General features: G+C 43.0%; 17 protein-coding genes and 9 pseudogenes. 16 read left to right on the top strand and 10 right to left on the bottom strand.

All coding sequences use genetic code 11. The features are described from left to right. The first annotated feature begins 446 nt into the window (after nt 1–446). The 7 genes and pseudogenes from V7K60_RS03705 to V7K60_RS03675 form a co-directional block, all read left to right on the top strand. Complete coding sequence (locus V7K60_RS03705; protein ID WP_334923029.1) at nt 447–1,082, top strand: superoxide dismutase; 636 nt, start codon at nt 447–449, stop codon at nt 1,080–1,082. 307 nt (nt 1,083–1,389) lie between these two features. After that, nucleotides 1,390–2,643, top strand: a pseudogene (locus V7K60_RS03700) (NAD(P)/FAD-dependent oxidoreductase). A gap of 166 nt (nt 2,644–2,809) precedes the next feature. Next, a complete protein-coding gene (locus tag V7K60_RS03695; RefSeq protein ID WP_334923028.1) occupies nt 2,810–4,219 on the top strand; it encodes an efflux RND transporter periplasmic adaptor subunit in 1,410 nt (469 codons plus the stop codon). Continuing rightward, nucleotides 4,110–5,942: an efflux RND transporter permease subunit gene (locus V7K60_RS03690; RefSeq protein ID WP_334923037.1), complete on the top strand. Its 1,833-nt coding sequence runs from the start codon at nt 4,110–4,112 to the stop codon at nt 5,940–5,942. Before V7K60_RS03695 ends, V7K60_RS03690 begins: the two co-directional genes overlap by 110 nt. Beyond that, the gene (locus V7K60_RS03685) at nt 5,942–6,247 is read left to right on the top strand and encodes an efflux RND transporter permease subunit (RefSeq protein ID WP_334923027.1); all 306 of its coding nucleotides are present in this window, start codon (nt 5,942–5,944) and stop codon (nt 6,245–6,247) included. Before V7K60_RS03690 ends, V7K60_RS03685 begins: the two co-directional genes overlap by 1 nt. A gap of 350 nt (nt 6,248–6,597) precedes the next feature. Then, nucleotides 6,598–6,777 (top strand): hypothetical protein, encoded by a 180-nt coding sequence (locus V7K60_RS03680; RefSeq protein WP_334923025.1) that lies wholly within the window; start codon nt 6,598–6,600, stop codon nt 6,775–6,777. A gap of 12 nt (nt 6,778–6,789) precedes the next feature. Further along, nucleotides 6,790–7,122, top strand: a pseudogene (locus V7K60_RS03675) (GUN4 domain-containing protein); the annotation flags it as partial. Nucleotides 7,123–7,193: 71 nt separating this feature from the next. On the opposite strand, the gene V7K60_RS03670 reads toward V7K60_RS03675, so the two are convergent. Beyond that, on the bottom strand, nt 7,194–7,412 hold the full coding sequence (locus tag V7K60_RS03670; protein ID WP_334923023.1) for a hypothetical protein: 219 nt from the start codon (nt 7,410–7,412) through the stop codon (nt 7,194–7,196). Here V7K60_RS03670 and V7K60_RS03665 point away from each other — a divergent pair. The 4 genes from V7K60_RS03665 to V7K60_RS03650 are packed head-to-tail and all read left to right on the top strand — an operon-like array spanning nt 7,407 to nt 9,610. Beyond that, complete coding sequence (locus tag V7K60_RS03665) at nt 7,407–7,655, top strand: alpha/beta hydrolase family protein (RefSeq protein ID WP_334923021.1); 249 nt, start codon at nt 7,407–7,409, stop codon at nt 7,653–7,655. The two genes, V7K60_RS03670 and V7K60_RS03665, sit on opposite strands and share 6 nt — an antisense overlap. A 42-nt stretch (nt 7,656–7,697) precedes the next feature. Beyond that, on the top strand, nt 7,698–8,240 hold the full coding sequence (locus V7K60_RS03660) for an alpha/beta hydrolase family protein (protein WP_334923017.1): 543 nt from the start codon (nt 7,698–7,700) through the stop codon (nt 8,238–8,240). Nucleotides 8,241–8,287: 47 nt separating this feature from the next. Further along, complete coding sequence (locus V7K60_RS03655; protein ID WP_334923015.1) at nt 8,288–8,686, top strand: hypothetical protein; 399 nt, start codon at nt 8,288–8,290, stop codon at nt 8,684–8,686. 15 nt (nt 8,687–8,701) lie between these two features. Further along, complete coding sequence (locus V7K60_RS03650) at nt 8,702–9,610, top strand: hypothetical protein (RefSeq protein ID WP_334923036.1); 909 nt, start codon at nt 8,702–8,704, stop codon at nt 9,608–9,610. A 9-nt stretch (nt 9,611–9,619) separates the two neighbouring features. On the opposite strand, the pseudogene V7K60_RS03645 reads toward V7K60_RS03650, so the two are convergent. Then, nucleotides 9,620–9,918: pseudogene (locus V7K60_RS03645) on the bottom strand (ISKra4 family transposase); the annotation flags it as partial. Nucleotides 9,919–10,020: 102 nt separating this feature from the next. On the opposite strand from V7K60_RS03645, the pseudogene V7K60_RS03640 reads away from it, so the two are divergent. The 5 genes and pseudogenes from V7K60_RS03640 to V7K60_RS03625 all read left to right on the top strand — a co-directional run bounded on the left by V7K60_RS03640 (nt 10,021) and on the right by V7K60_RS03625 (nt 12,464). Next, nucleotides 10,021–11,153: pseudogene (locus tag V7K60_RS03640) on the top strand (CHAT domain-containing protein). A 95-nt stretch (nt 11,154–11,248) separates the two neighbouring features. Further along, complete coding sequence (locus V7K60_RS03635) at nt 11,249–11,449, top strand: hypothetical protein (RefSeq protein ID WP_334923013.1); 201 nt, start codon at nt 11,249–11,251, stop codon at nt 11,447–11,449. Between the two features lie 99 nt (nt 11,450–11,548). Next, nucleotides 11,549–11,620 (top strand): annotated as a pseudogene (locus V7K60_RS35075) (hypothetical protein); the annotation flags it as partial. 141 nt (nt 11,621–11,761) lie between these two features. Beyond that, nucleotides 11,762–12,082: a tetratricopeptide repeat protein gene (locus tag V7K60_RS03630; protein WP_334923011.1), complete on the top strand. Its 321-nt coding sequence runs from the start codon at nt 11,762–11,764 to the stop codon at nt 12,080–12,082. Nucleotides 12,083–12,089: 7 nt separating this feature from the next. After that, nucleotides 12,090–12,464, top strand: coding sequence for an alpha-ketoglutarate-dependent dioxygenase AlkB family protein (locus V7K60_RS03625; protein ID WP_334923009.1), 375 nt, complete (start codon nt 12,090–12,092; stop codon nt 12,462–12,464). A gap of 472 nt (nt 12,465–12,936) precedes the next feature. Here V7K60_RS03625 and V7K60_RS03620 read toward each other — a convergent pair. The 8 genes and pseudogenes from V7K60_RS03620 to V7K60_RS03585 form a co-directional block, all read right to left on the bottom strand. Continuing rightward, nucleotides 12,937–13,161: pseudogene (locus tag V7K60_RS03620) on the bottom strand (transposase family protein); the annotation flags it as partial. A gap of 394 nt (nt 13,162–13,555) precedes the next feature. After that, complete coding sequence (locus V7K60_RS03615; RefSeq protein WP_334923007.1) at nt 13,556–13,819, bottom strand: hypothetical protein; 264 nt, start codon at nt 13,817–13,819, stop codon at nt 13,556–13,558. Nucleotides 13,820–13,921: 102 nt separating this feature from the next. Then, nucleotides 13,922–14,275: pseudogene (locus tag V7K60_RS03610) on the bottom strand (transposase); the annotation flags it as partial. Beyond that, nucleotides 14,260–14,685 (bottom strand): annotated as a pseudogene (locus tag V7K60_RS03605) (NmrA family NAD(P)-binding protein); the annotation flags it as partial. The pseudogenes V7K60_RS03610 and V7K60_RS03605, both read right to left, overlap by 16 nt. A gap of 740 nt (nt 14,686–15,425) precedes the next feature. Then, nucleotides 15,426–16,088, bottom strand: a complete 663-nt coding sequence (locus V7K60_RS03600; protein WP_334923005.1) for a Coq4 family protein — start codon at nt 16,086–16,088, stop codon at nt 15,426–15,428. 413 nt (nt 16,089–16,501) lie between these two features. Beyond that, on the bottom strand, nt 16,502–16,705 hold the full coding sequence (locus tag V7K60_RS03595) for a hypothetical protein (RefSeq protein ID WP_334923003.1): 204 nt from the start codon (nt 16,703–16,705) through the stop codon (nt 16,502–16,504). 9 nt (nt 16,706–16,714) lie between these two features. Beyond that, nucleotides 16,715–16,876, bottom strand: a complete 162-nt coding sequence (locus V7K60_RS03590; RefSeq protein WP_334923002.1) for a hypothetical protein — start codon at nt 16,874–16,876, stop codon at nt 16,715–16,717. A gap of 248 nt (nt 16,877–17,124) precedes the next feature. Continuing rightward, nucleotides 17,125–18,309: pseudogene (locus V7K60_RS03585) on the bottom strand (DUF4336 domain-containing protein). Nucleotides 18,310–18,819 lie beyond the last annotated feature (510 nt).

Below are 18,819 nucleotides of genomic sequence, written 5' to 3'. Positions count from 1 at the left end.
AATCAGTTGAGTAGGGAGCCGGCATAACTATGAGTATTTTTGCTGCCTCTTTAGTTTCCTAAATTTGTGGTCTATTCAATTGAAAAACGCTGTAAGTGTTAATAGTGATAGAAATGTAATAAATATTTTAATATACTGAGAATAATTTTTAGCGATGGCTACGCCCGCCGAAGGCATCGCACTTTACTTTGGGGTCATCTAACAAAATCGCATTGCTCCCGATATTGATTTAGAAATACGGATATTGTGGCGCACAGGGAATGAATCAATCAGATATTTAGTCGTTTGACTGATTTGTCTAAGTCCCGTTAACTGATGAAATAAATCCTTTAAGTTGCAGCTTAACAAGACAAACATAGCAGTAGAACTTCCAGCAATCAGTAAAAATAAAAGCGTAGCTTGAAGGCAGGACTTCAGTTACACCCGTAGCACTAGGAGCCTTGATTATGGCTTTTGAACTTCCGCCCCTGCCGTATGCTTACGATGCACTAGAACCCTACATGTCTCAAAAAACATTAGAGTTCCACCACGACAGGCACCACGCGATTTATGTTTCCATGCTCAACACGCTGGTTAAAGAGACTGAATTTGCTAACAAATCGCTAGAAGATATCATCCTGGCAACCAACAGCGACACGAGCAAGGCAATGATTTTCAAGAATGCCGCCCAGGTTTGGAACCACACTTTTTTCTGGAACTGCATGAAACCTGGCGGTGGCGGTCAACCGAGTGGAATTCTCGCTGACAAATTCAACGATCGCTTTGGCAGTTTTGACCAGTTCGTGACTAAGTTCAAAAGCGCCGGAGCAACTCAGCTTGGCAGTGGCTACGCCTGGTTAGTGCTTGACCAGAACCAACTCAAAGTTGTCAAAACTCGAAATGCAACGAATCCAATGGTGAATCAGCAAATTCCACTTTTGACGTGTGACGTTTGGGAACACGCCTACTATCTCGATTTCCAGAATCGTCGTCTTGATTTTCTCCAGGCGTTTTTAGAGCATTTGGTGAATTGGGAGTTTGTGACTCGGCAATTGGAGATGTATCAATTAAGTAGGTTGGCGCAATTAAAGCTAACTGGCTAAGGCTGTCATCTGTCCTTTGTCACTTGTACTGAGCGAACGCGAGTGCGTCTCCAAGAGTTACCGTTGGCGCAGCCTCTCCAAGAGTTGTATTGTTCATTAGTAAGGGTTTTAAGCCTATTTACGTTTCGTAACATACTTGGGCTTTTTCGCGCCAACTTACTTAGTGCGTGTCTGATTGTTTCACCGAATAAGGCAAAAGTCAAAAGGAATATTGAATTCATCTTTCTTTTTACACTTCGACTTCGCTCAGTGTAAACTTTTTACTTTTTAAACGGCACACTTTTTACATTCCAGGTTCAGAGATTAAGTGAGTAGCTCGAATCAACAAACTGTAATTTTGGGTGTTGGTTTCACAGGATTGTTCACAGATCTTTACCTCAGCCAGCACCAATATTCTGGTCGAGTTCTCCTGATTAATCAATCGGAGCAGTTTATCTTTAAGCCGTTGCTGTATGACTTTCTCAACGGGCAGATGGACGGTAATCAAGTCTGGCCCAGATATCAAAAACTGCTCCAAGGCAGCAACATTATCTTCCTGCAAGACACGGTGCAGCAAATCGACTTGACGCAGCGAAAGGTGGAATTAATTTCCGGATTGGATTACACCTACACCCATCTGGTGCTGGCACTAGGAGGCGCGGTTGGCTATTTTGGTACACCGGGAGCGGCTGAATATGCTTTCACTTTTTGCACAGAAGAGGATGCATTAGCGCTACGGCAGCACACAATCCAGTGCTTTAAACGCGCCAGCAAAACTGAAGACCCCCAATTGCGTCGAAAACTGTTGACGATCGCCGTGATTGGGGCAGGCCCAACAGGCGTTGAACTCGCAGCTACTTTAGCGGATAGCTTACCAGTTTTCTATGCCTAGTTTGGTGGCGATCCTCAAGAAATTCGGATTGTGCTGATGAATCGCAGTCCAGATATTCTATCGGGCGATGTCAATGGTCGTCTGCGTGAAACAGCCCGGATTGCCCTGCAACAGCGTGTAATTCCCGTTGAGTTACTGCTGGGGGCGGCAGTCACTATGGTGCATCCAGGTCAGATCGAGTACATCCATGACGGTCAGCCTGCTGTTTTAGAAGCTGAAACAATCGTTTGGACAACTGGAGCAGCGGTGCATCCGGTGGTAAAAAATCTTCCGATTCCAGAAGCAGACTGCGACCAGCGCGGTCGCCCGTTTGTCACCCCGACTCTGAACCTGATCAATTATCCAGACGTTTTTGCAGGCGGCGATTGTGTGACGCAACCTACGCCGGAACCTGCGTTAGCGCAAGTGGCTTATCAGCAGGCAAAGACAATCGCCCAGAACCTGATTGCACTTTCAAAGGGTGAAGCCTTAAAAGCGAGTCAGGTGTCCTTGCGAGGCACCTTAATGAAGCTAGGCATGGAAGAGGGGGCAACGGAGATTTTTGATCGGTACGAAGTCAAGGGCAGGATGGGATACGTCCTCCGGCAACTGACCTATCTGGAGATGCTGCCATTGCCTTCCCATAATCTGAAAGTCACTGCTGAATGGCTGGGTGATGGAATTCTCCATCGCGCCAAGTACAAGATATGACCGAAGAGGCAGGGGAGCTGGGGAGAAATCAATTCAAAATTCACGCATTCAAAATTCAAAATTAAAGAACTTTTGCCTTTTGCCTTCTGCCTCCTCTTTCCCAATGCCCCTTTTCCTCTTTGGTGACGTTGATTTTAGAGTTCCGTTCTCTGTGTTGATCAAGCCTATGTCAGCTAAATTCATTAGAATCAGTCATCCTTTGCTGAATGCAGTGTTCCTCACTGCTCTCTTGCTGAGTGCTTGTGGAAAAAAAGATCCGGCAGCAACAGCCAAGGGACCGCCATCGGCGGCAGTCAAACTGCAAACAGTTGGAACGGCAACGCTGAAAGAAAGCGCTGAGTTTGTTGGAACGCTAGAGGCTGAGGAGAGAATCACCCTACAACCGCAGATCCAGGGTCGGATTGAACGAATCCTGGTTGCGAATGGCGATCGCGTAAAGCAGGGAACTCTGATTGCCACTCTCAGTGCCGATCAAACGCAAGCCAACGTCGCTAGTGCTAAATCGAAGACGAATTCAGCGCGATCGGCTGTGGTAACGGCTCAAGCTCAACTGCAAGCCTCCAAAGCCGATCAGGTCAGCACTGAGTCTGATGTCAAGCTTCAGCAAATCCAGTTTAACCGCACAAAGGGACTGGTCAGTGAGGGGGCACAGGCGCGACAACAACTGGATATTGCCCGGAATAATCTGGAAACGGCTCAAGCCCAACTGGATGCAGCTAAAAAGAAGGTCAACGCCGATGAAGCGGCGGTGGCTCAAGCCCAAGCAAACGTGCAGCAAGCTCAAGCAGACACCGCGTCCACCAGCGTCAATTTGAATTATAAACAGGTGCTGGCTCCAATCAGTGGCATTGTGGGCGACTTTTCGGTCAAAGTTGGGGACTATCTCAATACGGGTCAAACCATTACCACCATCACTTGCAATGATGCTTTTGATATGCGGATCTCGGTACCATCCAACTATGCTGCCCAACTGCGTCGAGGATTAACCGTGAACCTGATTGATCCTAAAACGAACAAACCTCTGGGCACGGGCAACCTTTACTTCATCTCTCCTCAAGTCAATACAGACGCACAAGCCATCTTGGCGAAGGCGCGGTTTCCCAATCAGGGTGGCAGACTGCGAGATGGACAGTATGTTCGAGCCAGAATCATCTGGAGAACCAGTCCAGGGATATTGATTTCAACAGCTGCCGTTTCCCAGGTTGGCGCACAAGATTTTGTGTTTGTGGCCCAAAGTGAATCCAAAGATGGAAAAACCGTTCAGGTGGCGCGCCAACGCCCCGTGAAACTTGGTGTAATTCAAGATCAGACCTATCAAGTCATTTCAGGCATCAAGGCAGGTGAGCAGTTGATTGTGTCAGGGATTCAAAGTTTGGTTGACGGTGCGCCAATTCAACCGGATAACGCCAATCGTCCAATTCCTCTTCCTGCAAAACTGGCGGATCACGATCATTCCTGTCCTTGCCATTCCTGTATCTTTGATTGGCGCGATGGCGTGCGCTTTTGTCTTCGGGTTTACCCTCAACCAGTTGACCTTGTTTGGGGTGATTCTCGCCACTGGTCTGGTCGTGGATGACGGGATTATCGTGGTGGAAGCCATTGTAGAAAAGCTCTCGCAGGGGATGCGACCAATGCAAGCCGCTCTAGATGCAATGGAAGAACTCACCTCTGCCGTCATTGCCACTTCACTGGTGTTGATGGCGGTGTTTATTCCGGTTTCGTTTTTCCCAGGGACAACGGGCATTGTTTACAAACAATTTGCGCTGATTATTGCCTTTTCGATCGCCATTTCCGTCTTCAACGCCATCACCTTTTCACCCAGCATTGGTGCAATCATCATGCGTCCCCCTCGCCAATCGCATGACCCGCTCGCCATCTTGTTTCGCTGGTTTAATCAGTTTTTCGACTGGATGAAAGGCGGCTATGTCCGATCAGTGGAATTCCTCGTGCACCTGCGCTGGGGGGTGATGGTCGTCTTTATTGCTGTGTTGGTAGCTACGGGCTGGATTTATGTGACAACCCCACAAGGATTCATTCCCGAAGAAGATCAGGGATACTTTTTTATCCTCAATGAAGATCCGCCCAGTGTCTCTCTAAATTACACGGATGCGATCGTTCGGCGCGTCGAGGAAATGATTCTGAAACATCCAGAGGTTGAGGGAATCACGGGTTTAGCTGGGTTTGGATTTGACGGAAACGCCAGCAATAAGGGGCTGTTTTTCGTGAAGCTCAAACCCTGGGAAGAGTGGGCAGGCGCGGAGCATTCCGTCTTTGGCATCTTGCAGAAGGTGAACAAAGAGCTATTTACGATCGCCGAAGCCCGATTGATTGCCGTCAACGCACCGCCAGTCGATGGATTGGGTAGCACAGGTGGTTTGGAGATGTACATTCAGAATCGAGCCGCTCTGCCGATGGAAGCCCTGGTGTCTAGTACTCAGCAATTCATGGGAGCCGCTCGGCAGCGAAAAGAAGTGGCAGGTGTGTTTACCCAATTCACAACCGCCGCCCCGATCATGCAGGTGTCGATCGATCGCAACCAGGCGAAAGCCCAAAACATCAATATTAATGACATTTTTGGCACCATGCAGACGTATCTGGGTGGGAATTATATCAACCAGTATGTATTAGGCGGACGGTTCTATCGAGTCTATGCTCAAGCCGAAGGGAATTTCCGCTCCAACCTAGGGGATATTAGTCGGCTGTATGTGCGATCGCAAGATGGCAATCTCGTGCAAATGAGTACGTTAATCCGCACTGAACAGATATCTTATCCGCCGATCATCACGCACTACAATGTTTACCCGGCAATCAAGATTCAAATTGCCCCTGCACCAGGCTTTAGTACTGGACAGGCGATCGCGGCAATGGAGGAGGTGGCTAAACAAGCATTGCAGCCTGGGTTTGATTATGAGTGGACGGGAACGGCATTTCAGGAAAAGACCTCCGGGGGTGCAGCGCCGATTATCTTCGGGTTAGCTTTTGTCATCGTGTTCCTGGTGTTAGCCACGCAGTACGAAAGCTATATCGATCCCCTGATCATCCTGATGACGGTGCCTCTAGCGATTTTGGGAGCGATCAGGGCGATCGTTTTTCGGGCTAGTGTCTTTCAAGCAGGGGGGATATGGCCCGTCATAAATAACAATATTTACGCCCAGGTGGCACTGGTCATGCTGATTGGTCTTGCCAGTAAAAACGCCATTCTGATTGTAGAATTCGCCAATCAATCTCGTGAACTGGGAATGAACATCACGCAAGCTGCCATCTGGGCGGCTGAAGAGCGGTTACGTCCCCCATTTTGATGACGGCACTGGCAGGGATACTGGGGTTCTATCCTCTGGTGGTTGCCTCAGGGGCGGGAGCAATGAGCCGCTGGGCACTCGGTACAGCGCTCGTAGGTGGTTACACCTTCTCAACGATCTTAAGTTTGTTTTTAGTTCCCGTTCTCTACGTCGTCATTAAGAATCTGGAAGACCGATTCTTGCGTCCTGGTAGACCGAGTAAACCCGGTGCAGGTGGAGATGAATCACCGACTCAATCGACACAAAATCAAGAAGAGGTAGCGGCTCCAACGTTTAACTCCAAAGCGTCTTTGCAAGGTGAATAATATCATTTTGAATTTGAGATTTTGGATTACGAAATACTCACTATAATGCGTTCTCACTAACCAATCTGCTCAACCTTTAATTTAAGTTTCTATAAGATGCAATGGGAGGGCAAAATACACAAAAAATTTTGCGTTGTGAATTAAACTTTCAGAGGACAAGCGTATGTTCAGAAAATTATTTGGTGATTGGGAACTCGACGATTGGGTAGACCATCTGATCTTTTTTCCAACTGTCATCATCCTTATTAAGTTTTTGTTCTTTCATGGTGGCGGTCATTGATAGACCCTACAGGATGCATTTTCGTGTCATCCAAAATTGCAAATATAAAATGGTATTAGAGGATGAAACAATGTCTACAAATCCAGAAAAGAAGGATGTTCAACTTGACCATCGCACTACCCAACTCGAAACGAAAACTCAACCATTATCGCTTTCAGAACGAGTTGAGAAAATTGAAGTAACTTTACTTCTGATTGCAGATGTTTATCGATTTCAGCAGTTAAATGAGTTACTTACAGCAGGTAGCTAGCAAGAAGCTGACTTAGAAACCATTCGAGTGATTGTGGAAATTAGCGGACAACCCGATCTAGAGTCCATTACTCCCAATGATGTCAGGCAGTTCCCGTGCAATCAACTACGCGTCATTGACAAATTGTGGACAACCCACAGCAAAGAGCAATTTGGATTTAGCGCTCAGGTTCAACAGTATCAAAGTGTCGGCAGGAGTCTCAATACCACGATCGCCCAGGACAATTCCGTAATTGAACGCTTTGGCGAGCAGGTCGGTTGGCGAATCAATGGTCAGTGGCAAAAATGTGACGAACTGGACTATACCCTGAATGCACCAAAAGGCTGTCATCCCTCCCGCTGGTAGAATTCCCCCTTCGGCTCAAAAATGACGAACTACTTCTTCGCTCGTCTAATCACTTGTGCCATTTAACAGGTCTAGATTTCTTCCCGATCCCGTTGTGCTTTTAATTCTCGAACACAGGCCTGTCCAACACCGACTGCAAAGCCTAATCCTGCTCCAATCAACGCATAGTTTCGATATAAGTTGTGGTACGATTTGTCTTCATACTTCAGGTGATTGAAATCGCGTTGACCCAGTTGGGCTGCTCCAAAGCCAATCACTGAACCTATCAGTGCCGTTACGATTCCATGCAAGCACTACTAAAAGGGACAAGTCAACAAGTATTTGCAGACACAGAATTGATTGACCGACCCTTAGACGTAACTTTTGTGCTCGATCAATTAGAACAGCGTTCAAAATCTGATCCTTGGCTACAAGGAAAAATCAACGGACAACAAGTCGGCGTAATTGGACAATCTTTTGGTGGTTACACAGCCTTAGTCTTGGCTGGCGCACGCATCAATATTAATCAGTTGCAGAAAAATTGTAAATCTTAACCCGATCCGGTCAATGTTTCATTGTTGTTGCAGTGTCGTGCTTTGGCACTGGGAAAAAATTCTCCTGATTATGAACAAATACAACAAAACTTAAGCAATCTAGATTTACGCGATCGCCGAGTTCAAGCTGTGATTGCTCTCAATCCAGTTACTAGTAGTATTCTTGGACAAGCAGGTATTAGCCGCATCGAAATTCCCGTAGCCATTGCTGCTGGAGCCTCAGACACGGTTACTCCCGTCTTTTTAGAACAAATACAAGCATTTAACTGGTTGACTACCAAAGAAAAGTATTTGGGTATTGGTGACAAAGGGACTCATACTGATTTGATTGCTGGTGTGAGTAATGTAGTTTTACCATCTTCTAACCGTTTCTTTGGTTTCTCTGAGCGCAATCCAGAATTAGGACGCATTCTTTTTCAGGCTTTTAGTACAGCTTTTATGAAAGTATATCTTGCTCACCAGACTGAATATCGTCCTTTTCTAAGTGCATCTTATGTGAAAAACTCGAATCGTGATCAAGCAGTAAAGGTCTATTTAGTCAGGTCGCTACCACCAGGATTTCCCCAAGGATTAGTTCGTAAGTGATTTTTCAAATATAGTATTTTAACCTAAAAATATGAATTCCTAAAAATATGAATTTCAGTCCACTCAATCTTAATCGATGGAATCAATGGTTGAATCGTAGGCAGCTTCAGGTTCTAGAAGCAGCTTATAAAGCGGCGCAGAATATTAAAGTGCTGGAAGACCGATATTTTGATAGTGGCAAGATTACCTATGCGCCCAATCAAACCAAAACCCTAGTGGAGTACGTGCAGAGTTTACGCGATCGGCAACTGTTCATTGTCCAAACCAACTTAGCGCAATTTCGCCTCAACAGTTTTTTGTTAAATCGCCAGCCGCCTGACCCAGAGATTGATTTAGCTCAACCAGAATCGCTCACGAATGAACCGATCGTGGATAGCGATGCAGTCGTGTCGTCAAAGTTAAATTTTATTGATGTCGTTATCAGTAAATATCGAGAGCCGGAATAGGGTGAATTAGAACAGCTGGCGCTTGATTTAAAGAACAGCGCTCCGACTCCTACAGCTTCAGACACTGCTCAAGAACCCAGCAAACCAGCAAACATCGATGCGATCGCTAAAACGATTGATCCTTCAATCATTACCAACCAAAATAATCCACTAAAGCGAAATCGAACGGGATTTTTTCAAGGAGGATTTTCGCTCGGTAAAGAACTCGATCCCAAGTATGAGCAGCAGGTAATTCAAGAAATCTGGCTGCGGCGTAAGCAGGACAAACTGGCAATTCGTTGGCTCCTCATTCTGTTGCTGGTGCCAGTGTTAATCCAAATTCTGGCTAAGAACTTGGTTTTTGAACCTGTGCTGAGAAGCCATAGTGAAAAAAATCCGACGAAAATTGAATTAAGTCAAGAAATTAAGGAAAAATATGCTGCCAAATTTAACGCATTTAAAGACGAGCTAGAAGTTCGAGGGTTGTTGGGACTTGTTCCAGAATTGTCACCCGCAGAACGGCAAGAGCGACTGCAAGAAAAAGCTACTGAACTCTGGCGCGAATCCCGCGAACACGCTTTCAATGGACTGAAAAACCTGATAGCGGATGGGATAGCAATCGTGGTGTTTGCTGGCATTGTCTACTTCAATCGCAACAAATTGGCTAACATTCGCAATTTTCTGAGCTTGAGCGATCCAGTCAAAGTATTTATTTTTATCCTGGTGACAGATATGTTTGTGGGCTTTCACTCGGCTGAGGGTTGGGAAGTGCTGCTAGAAGGCATAGCGCATCACTTTGGGTTACCCGAAAGCAAAGTGGTCATCCATACATTCATTGCCACAGTTCCGGTCATGATGGATTCTGTCATCAAGTTTTGGATCTTTACCTATCTCACCCAATTCTCGGTTGCCGGTTCTGCTATTTATGAACGAATGAATACTTAGAGGATGTTTTTGAATATCTGCTGCTGCATCTTCATAGCTGACATTGGCACTCATACGTAAACAGCAAATTTCCAGATACGGACTTAGTTGCTTGTTAGAAGCAACTTCCAATTGCTGTGCTTGCTTACTTGTGATTGGTAATTCTCCCAAAATACTTTTTAGTCGTCGTTTGTACCCTGCATTTGATTTCGCACTGCCTCCTCAATTCCTGCAAGATTTGTTAGCCTTTTTGGTGGCGTATCCTCGTATAGTATTTTAGCGATCGCTTGAATATGTTCTTGAAGAGCTTGCTTTTGTTCTGGAGTCATGGGTAGATAAATACACTCCTCTTACTTATACTGACTCATCTTCACCCTCTTTGCAAAAAACTGGGATGCTCCCCCTGCACGACCTTTGCAAAGGTTGGCAGCTTGCAAAACAGACTTAACGGGAAAAGTCAGGTATATATATGGGTTGTTAAACCCACAGGTGAAATCAAATTTCACCCCGTTGACCTCAAACCTTTTTTAGAAAAACAAAATACCACTCTCGAAGAACTGGTTGAAAATATTCGTGATTCTATAGGAGTAAGCGATCGCAATCTCTTCACACGAACCAATTCCACTACCCAAAACACCACAACCAAACGCGACCAATTTCAAATCACAACCTTCCCATCCCCTGATGATGACCCAAGCAAATACTTAAAACAACTCCATCAAATCTTAATCGAACCCATCGCTGACCTTCTCCCCACCAAACCAGACGATCGCGTGATTTTTGTCCCGCAAGATGAATTATTCCTGGTTCCCTTCCCCGCACTATTAGACCAAAAGGGTAAATACCTGATTGAAAAACACACAATTTTAACGGCCCCATCAATACAGGTATTAGAGTTAACTCGACAGCAAAAGCAAAAAAATCAACTTTCCCCTGCATCTGATACTCTCATAGTCGGTAATCCCACCATGCCGAGTATAAGTCCCAAAATTGGTGATGAACCGCAGAAATTAGCAGACTTACCAGGAGCCAAACTTGAAGCAGATGTAATCGCTAAATTATTAGGTACAAAAGCACTCACGGGTGATGCTGCAAATAAAGCCGCAGTCCTATCGAAAATACCCCAAGCTAAAATTATCCATCTCGCTACCCACGGTATTCTCAATAATTTCCAAGCTTTAAAAAGTGCGATAGCCTTAGCTCCTACTGCTAACAATAACGATAACGCTTTACTCACCGCCGAGGAAATACTCAATTGAAACTCAAAGCAGATTTAGTTGTCCTCAGTGCTTGCGATACAGGTAGGGGACGCATTACTGGTGATGGGGTAATTGGCTTATCGCGATCGCTATTTATTGCTGGAACTCCCAGTGTTATCGTCTCCCTTTGAGCTGTTCCCGATGCACCCACTGCTCAACTGATGACGGAATTTTATAAGAATTTATACAAAAACAGACTTGACAAAGCGCAGGCATTACGTGTGGCAATGCTGAAAATGAAAGACAAGTATTCTAATAGTCCGAGAAAGTGGGCTGCATTTACGCTGATTGGCGAATCTGAGTAAATAGGAGGGTTTGAGAAAGTTTGGTTTGCAGTGAAATTTTTACATAAGTTCCTGACGCTGAAGATATATGTGTATAAAGTTTGGAGGTATAGAAGATGAAAGTTAAATATTTATCTCTCAGCGCTGCTGTCGTTGCTTTAAGTTTAGTAGGGACAATTTCTACTGCAAAATCAGAGGCGATCACTAACATTTCTGTAGACAAGAATGTAGGCAATAATTTTTCAGTTAAGACTTTAAAAATTGCACCAAATCAACCATTACTTTTAGCACAATCAAATATTGATGAGTTATTATAACAGTGTTTTAAGCGATATAAATCAAAAGAGTATGAGCGAGCATTAAATAGTTCCACTAAAGCAATATAAGCTGATGGAGACAATGATGATGCTTACTTAATTAAAGGTATAATTAAATTTATTTTAGGAGATTATAACACGTGTATTCAAGATATAAATAGAGCATTAGCAATAAATCCTGATTCTGAACAAGGATACTATATACGCGCTCTGGTTAGGGCGCTAACAGGAGATGTAAAAGGAGCAACTGAAGATTCTAATCACTTTTTAGTTCTCAATAACTATTCTGTTGATGGGTATTTTTTTCGAGCGATGGTGATGCTACTTATTGATGACTATAAGCAGGCAATAGAAAACGCTAGCCAAGCAATACAAGTAAATCCCAAAAATGCTAATGGATATACCATGCGAAGTTTTGCTTATCTTCTTTCAGGTAATAATAAACAAGCGAGTGAAGATATCAAAAAAATTATCAAAATTGGTTCTGAACCTGGTGCTTACTTTCTTAGAAGTATCATTCACGTTCAAATGGGAAATAACAAAGGGGCAATGGAAGACTTAAATAACAATACCTGTCCCCCGCCTCGAATGTATTTACGGGGACAACGGGTGCAACTACCTCTACTCGAATAGCGTGTTTTTGAAACCACTATGGTGGACAGAAGCTTTGTCTAGCTTGCGCGATCACATCACTGCACTCACCGGCTACAAGTTCCGCATAGTCATCGCAAATCAGTACCGCAGTGGACAAGACAGCATCGGTTGGCACGCTGACAACGAATCTTCGATGGGATTCAACCCAGCGATTGTATTACTCAGCCTGGGGTCATGTCGTAAATTCCAAATCAAGTCCATCGGCGGCAGACCAACGGACTTCTGGCTAGAACACGGGAGCTTGCTTGTGATGCACCCAGGCTGTCAGTCCACACATCTGCATCAAGTATCGAAAACAAACAAAGTGGTTGGCACTCGGATTAATCTCATGTTTCGACCGCACACTGGAGGGAGGAGATAAGGGCAAGGGGGAAAGGGCAAAGGGGAAAAGAATTGTTTTTACTCCTTTAACCCTTTCCTTTTAAGCTTTTCCCTTTCTCAAGTCTAAAAAAGTCTCAAAGCGGCATGACCCCAGGGCGAACGCATCTTATTTACTAATAAAAACTAAGAAAGATTTCAAAATGATATAAATAATTGTAAATATTCAGGGAATTATAAATTAAATAAGTCAAATATTTACTCAAAATCTTAATTAGCTTATCTTCAAATTAATGGCTATTAATTAATACTAAAATAATTCGATTATGGGGTACATAAAAGTATATTTTTATAGAAAATAATTAAACCTTTAATGTAAATCATTCAACTCAAGTTTTGATGTACTATTTTAAGCTAACGCTAAAACTCTCAGTAAATAGTTGTTATCCATCGCCGCAAGGAACTGTTTATTTTTGATTCCTCGTTTGACTCGCTTGTGTTCGCGTAGCGTCTCTGTCAGGAGAAGGAATGCCATTTGCTAACTCTAAAAATGTTTTTAACCACTCATACTTTGCACATCCATATGTCTCTATTGCTACCCAACCATCGGTTCCACAAATTACAGCACATACGGCGATAGTCATGATATCGATTAACTTGTGTCGTTTGGTACGATCTATGCGTGGATCTTCTATAACACTAAAGTGGTCAGCAATCGTGATTTTCAGTTTGAGCTTCATAAACAGGAAAATCAGAACGTAATTATTCTTTTTGCTGCTGCTTGTGTGAGAATACCACCTTCAGTAGACCTGATTTTTCCCATGATGTCTGGAATCATAGAAATAGTAAGGGTTTTAAGCTCCAATTAATTCTCAACAATTTATATTTAATGATAATGGGCTACGAGAAATCCAGGTAGGGTATAGGCACATCGTAAGCGATCGCTCTTTGAGAAAAAGATCACGGCAAAAGTCACCTTAAAGTGACTTACAACCGACCGTTGCCTCTAAACTTCCCTATAATAATGATTATCATTAATAGTAATCAAACATTTAATTTCCTGAAAGTCATATCTGATAGCGGTCTTGGTTCATTTCACTCTTAGGGTGGCTCGTCAATATTTATACCAATTCTCTAAAATCCGGCTACAGATAAAGCCATTAAAATATATCGCCTTCTAGCAATAGATGCAATAATTGGTTTGGTTAATTTGTCAATTTCAAGGTAGAGAGCAGCACGTAAATCATCAAGGTTTTTGGGTAGTAACCAACGAAGTCGGCGTTTAAGATATTGCCAAACTTGCTCAATTGGATTTAACTCTCTTTGAATGTGCCGGCTGAAATAATAAAATGATATTATCTGGCAAGGAAAGACGTTTGGCTTTATGAAATGCACCATTATCGAGTTGAATAATTAGTACTGAATCAGCTTTTAGGTTGAGAAACTAGATTAAGGAATATCTGAAAACAGTCAGTATTAAGATGTGAGAATTCCCAAAAAAAGCTCTGTTATCAGCTTGCTGAATAAGCTGGAGAAGAATTTGTCCAACCCATAAGTTTCTTTGCCTGATTTACTGATTACTAGTTCATCTCCTGCTAACAGGTAAACATCATCTGGACAAAACAGATGCCGTCGAAAAAATATCCAAAATACTGTCGCCCACGGTATGACTGTATGGAAGAATCTCAGCACTGTCCGATAGCTACCTCCGATGCCTGCCCATCTTGATATTCCTAACGTCGTGACTCGACCACTCATGGCTAACATCGCCATGATTATTTGGCTTATTTGGCGCATTGTTGTCACTTTTATTTGTGGTAGTAGGCATTGCAACAATGCTAGTATGTCGTACATGGGCTATGTGTAGCTTTTGAGTTGTTGTTTTGGAAGACCATAACTCTACTACATCCGCCCTCTCTCTTCATACTCTTTTTTTGGCAAAGGTATTGACCATTACCAGCCGCAAGAAGCAATTCACCACGAACTTTGATGTCTTCTGTGTGTGTAGTATTAAGATTTTGCATAAAAAAGCTGGCCCGTAAAAAGGTAGCTTTTATGCCCAATTGGTTAATATAGCGTTCAATTTGGGAGTGTGGCAGAAAACGGTTGCGTTCGGCTCCTAGTATTGAAAGAAACACGATATGCTCAACACCTGCGAGTTTTGCAGCATTTAGAGCGGGGGCAATTTGTTTAGGAATATTAGCAAGGGCAGGCGGACGCACTAAAAAAAGTTTATTGACTTCAAAAAAAGCACGATCAAAGGTGTCAGGATTGGTAAAGTCGAAAGGGACGCACTAAATATTGTTGCCTAAGAGGTGTTTAGCGTTGTTTGGATTTCTAACTCCAGCACAGATATTACAATCGTGGGATTGCAGTAAGCTCAGAACTTCTTAACCGACATTGCCAGTAGTATCCGTGACTAAAATTTTCAGCATGATCAGCGATTCTTGTTAGAGCATACTGAATTTTAGCCATCAATAATACTTTGAGTACAAACAATAAGCATTTATCCTTGATTCTGCACCCAGAACTATCACATACCAAAGCAAGGGATATTTTTAGTACAAAGAAACTACTCATCGTCAGATTGAACAAAGCTAAATAAGAATTCATCGCATTAATTTGGGTGTAATGCTATTTATTGAGAATATCTTTTAGTGTCTTTTACTCAAGCAAATATCTTTACTGTTTGAATAAATGTATGTTTTTATTCCATCTTCATATATTTACTTCAGTAATAACCGTTTGTGACAGTTCTGGGTGCGGAATCAAGGATTTATTGCTTAAATAGCCCTGCTTTTAAAAATAAAAGTTATCTATCTCGATGAATGTACGATGAATAGTCAAGAAGAAATATAGCGATGCCTTCTATGAAGAGATGCTACCGCTATATTTCTTGCTCCTCTTGACGCAACATTTCCTTTTATTTTCTTCACCAGAGAAGCTAACATTACTTTCACATTCACACTCAACGACTAACAGTAGTTGCAACAGTTTTATATTATTAAGTTTCACAAAGAATGATATTTAAGTCACTACGGACATTCTCCAATGGCTTTGACCACAAGGAATTCCATTCAATACCGAAAAGGGGCAAGGACTGTTTTCCCATTAGCCATCCCTTAGTTATTGCATCCATATATTTTGTCGAAACCTCAATATCGTAAATAGCGGCTTTGACAAGATTTTTAGCCAATAATGCTAACCAGAAACGCGAAAAGTGTAGTTGGGCAACATAAAAAGCTTCTAATTGAATTTCTCCAAGAATGTTTGTATCGCATCCAGTAATAATATGCCAAATGTCGTGTGTTTCTGTGATATGCGCTCCGAGAAATTGGTAATCATTCTCTACTTGCCCAGAGTGTAAAGGTTGCAAATTGTTTTTGAACAGATGTTCAGCATAGGCATATCCAAGTGTATTGGGAGGTAAGCGATAAAGTTTTTGGAGATCGATATCACCTAATTTTGAGCGTCTTTCAAATGCTTGTTTTCCTTGTGGGGTGCTATGAAGAAGTTCTATTATTTTTTGTAAGCTATGCAAATCAGCAACAGTATTTGCGAGGTTGCCAATACTCTCAAAGTCACCATCGGGCGCTCTGACTATATTTATAATGCTCTCAAGTGCGCTATCGTGCCATCCTGACTCAAGTTGGGCTACAGAATCCATCTTTAAAAACCTCCGTCAACACTTTGTCTTTTAGTTTGACATGGTATAAGAGTTTTAGTTGGTCAGAATCTGCTCTCAGTTTTTTCTCGTCCCAAATCAACACAGGTAGTCCAATTGAGATCAAATTTTAGGTCTTCAACTTCTAGAGTTTCAGTTGCCACGGCCCAAGTTTCAGGATCATTGAGCTTAAACTTATGACCATGCTTACACGGTGTGCCTTGTCCTTTATGAGTAAACAGATCATCAAATCGTTGACACCATCTTTCTCATCTTGGGGGCATGGCTGCGGGGGTAGTTTCTTTCATGAACTTCTTTCAACGTGAAGGCTATGCTGAAATAGCATTATACTCTTTTTTACTTTCCTGTTTTGTTTAAGTCCCGTTAGTGCTAAACACTCATTAACCAATCGCACACTACCGACTTACATCCGTCCTCAAAGTCAACAGCAACTTGACACCAATGCCCAAATATCCATTCCCTATTGGTTCACCATCAGCTGCGCCGATTGCATCACCAATCTTGTCAACTAGCTCTTGGTAGAACTGACAAGCGCCCTCTAGTCCAAAGCGCATTTTCAGCGTCAGCCCCTTCCACCCAAGAGTTGCAGGACTTTCCACCTGATTGAATTAAAGGGGAATATTGTGTGATATTGTGTCAGTCATTTGTGTTTGTAACTCTATATTATTCGTGGCTGACACCGACTCACTTTGAAATACTTCATCTCGATTTAACCACTGCCCAAAAATCGAATCACGCTCGTCATCAGGGTAACGAATTGATAAACGCACTCCCGATTTCCACGCTTACCCAACCGAGCAACGTAGTCCAACTTCAAATCAATATTGTCGAGCAACTTCTATGCAAACGCTACTGTAGTAAATTTATCCGAAATATTTAAATATTTCTTAATAACTTGCTGATGCTCCACTGTGATTAAACGAACTTTTTAAGGTTGAATTGGTCGATACCCACCAAATACTGCACTTATAAGTTGGCACTAATGTACAACTGTGCGTCTCTACAGCTAGGATGTTGATTACACCTTCTCTTTAGCTGGGGTTGCGATACTGCGCTTAACTAGACCCGCTTCAAGATCCTTAATGAATTTTAAGTTTTCCTCCGATAGAGGCTGGCTTTCGGTAGAAGAAAAGTCATTATTTACAGAGGCATTTTTTCAAGAAAAGCAAATGCTTGCCGAAATTGACGCGGATTTGCTAAAATTTGCGAGTCAAAGTGACAGGGAATAATCTGCTGAAAATCCTAACTGCAACTATATCAGCCCAGTTGAGGACTTGTTTTGGTGCTTGGGGAAGAATGAGGATTTGCAAAATCGGTGCGACAAATGGTCGCCCCTGACCTCGTAGAGCATCGAATGCCTGCTGCCAGGTTTCTTGCCAGCGAAAAGGAAATAAACCAAAGTAGGTTTTTAGTGTTCGCTGTGGTGCTTTGAAAGCATCACGAAACATCTGTGCGATTGGAGTAACTTTCAGCGCACTTGGACGGAAGTAAAGCGCAAACAATGAAATGCGTTGCCATCCCTTGCGACGGTTGTCTTCATTGTCTTCGAGCATCTCCAAAGCATTGTCCCTTGCATGAAACAGTAAGGGATAAGGATCTAATTGGAGGATTTCTGGTGGGTCAACTGGAACAGAAAGTATAGAATCAGTTACAAGCAGAGTGCGCGATTGCTTGTGAAATACTGCAACTTCTGCAAAAGATCCTCGTCCCAAATTGATGTTCAATATTGCATAGTCAAACTCATAAGCGAAAGGAGCAAGGCTTGAGTCGTGTGGAAGTTCTTGAGTTCGTTTTTGGGGAAAGCCTAGCCAACTAAGGGCAGGTTGAAGGGGAAACAAAGACTTGTGCTTGAGGAAAGCGTCTCGAAAATGGGCCAACAAAGACTTTATGCTCCAGACCAGAACTGGTTGGCAGTATGATGTACTTAACTTCACCATACTTTGACTACCAACTGATTAACCAAGCGGACACACTCAGTTGTTGGAGCAACGGGTGCATAGACCAGAAGACCTCTGGCAGCGAGTTTGATAACAGTCATACGAATCGGCACTATGGTGTAGAGAATGCCTTGAAGCTGCTCGAAAGTCCAGATAGTGTCAAAAACTATTTCTTTGCGAAGTGTCCGCCGCCTGCCGTAGGGGTAGAGTGGGACAGCAGGCCAGAATGTGCATGACCAATCTTTTGGGTGGCTCAAAGGATACATCCCTTGCTCAATTAGTTCTACGCTCGACTTAGATCCAAGTGAGTTCATTGTCGTTCCATTATTCAGGCTGATGACAGACTTTCAATATTATTTTAGTTAAATTGAAACCAGATTAGTACAATTGACCTAATCATTCAAGCTTTAGGCGATGCTCACTTCCCGTTGCAGTCCATAATGATAGTGGAGTGAATGGTAAAACGTCATTGATTGCAGTGGCAAACTAAATGGATCAGAGCGCATTCTGGTTTAATCGCGGATTTTAAAAGTCATTATCTGTAAAGGGAACTATGGATGGTAAAAACCTTTTCATAGATGGGTAAAATTGTAACCTTGCTGCATAATCATCTGTTTGTGATACTGACAATTCAATTGTTTGCTAATTTTCTAGAGCGATAGATTATTTGACCATAATGACAAATTACGAATCAAGTTCTTCGTGCTTGTAAGCTTGACTGTAGAGAAGTCTAATTTTTATGGTTGTTGGCATGAAGTTGTATAAATATGCAGGAA

Origin of the sequence: Nostoc sp., from assembly GCF_036917555.1 — a bacterium.
Classification (GTDB): Bacteria; Cyanobacteriota; Cyanobacteriia; order Cyanobacteriales; family Nostocaceae; genus Nostoc.
Note: the sequence above shows the minus strand (reverse complement) of the source record. Positions and strands in the feature narration are given on the sequence as shown.

Coding starts and splice junctions, on each gene's coding strand:
- V7K60_RS03695 (WP_334923028.1), top strand. CDS start 2,810: ATGTCAGCTAAATTCATTAGAATCAGTCATCCTTTGCTGAATGCAGTG.
- V7K60_RS03655 (WP_334923015.1), top strand. CDS start 8,288: ATGAATTTCAGTCCACTCAATCTTAATCGATGGAATCAATGGTTGAAT.
- V7K60_RS03615 (WP_334923007.1), bottom strand. CDS start 13,819: ATGGTGCATTTCATAAAGCCAAACGTCTTTCCTTGCCAGATAATATCA.
- V7K60_RS03600 (WP_334923005.1), bottom strand. CDS start 16,088: ATGGATTCTGTAGCCCAACTTGAGTCAGGATGGCACGATAGCGCACTT.
- V7K60_RS03705 (WP_334923029.1), top strand. CDS start 447: ATGGCTTTTGAACTTCCGCCCCTGCCGTATGCTTACGATGCACTAGAA.
- V7K60_RS03630 (WP_334923011.1), top strand. CDS start 11,762: ATGGTGATGCTACTTATTGATGACTATAAGCAGGCAATAGAAAACGCT.
- V7K60_RS03635 (WP_334923013.1), top strand. CDS start 11,249: ATGAAAGTTAAATATTTATCTCTCAGCGCTGCTGTCGTTGCTTTAAGT.
- V7K60_RS03680 (WP_334923025.1), top strand. CDS start 6,598: ATGTCTACAAATCCAGAAAAGAAGGATGTTCAACTTGACCATCGCACT.
- V7K60_RS03685 (WP_334923027.1), top strand. CDS start 5,942: ATGACGGCACTGGCAGGGATACTGGGGTTCTATCCTCTGGTGGTTGCC.
- V7K60_RS03665 (WP_334923021.1), top strand. CDS start 7,407: ATGCAAGCACTACTAAAAGGGACAAGTCAACAAGTATTTGCAGACACA.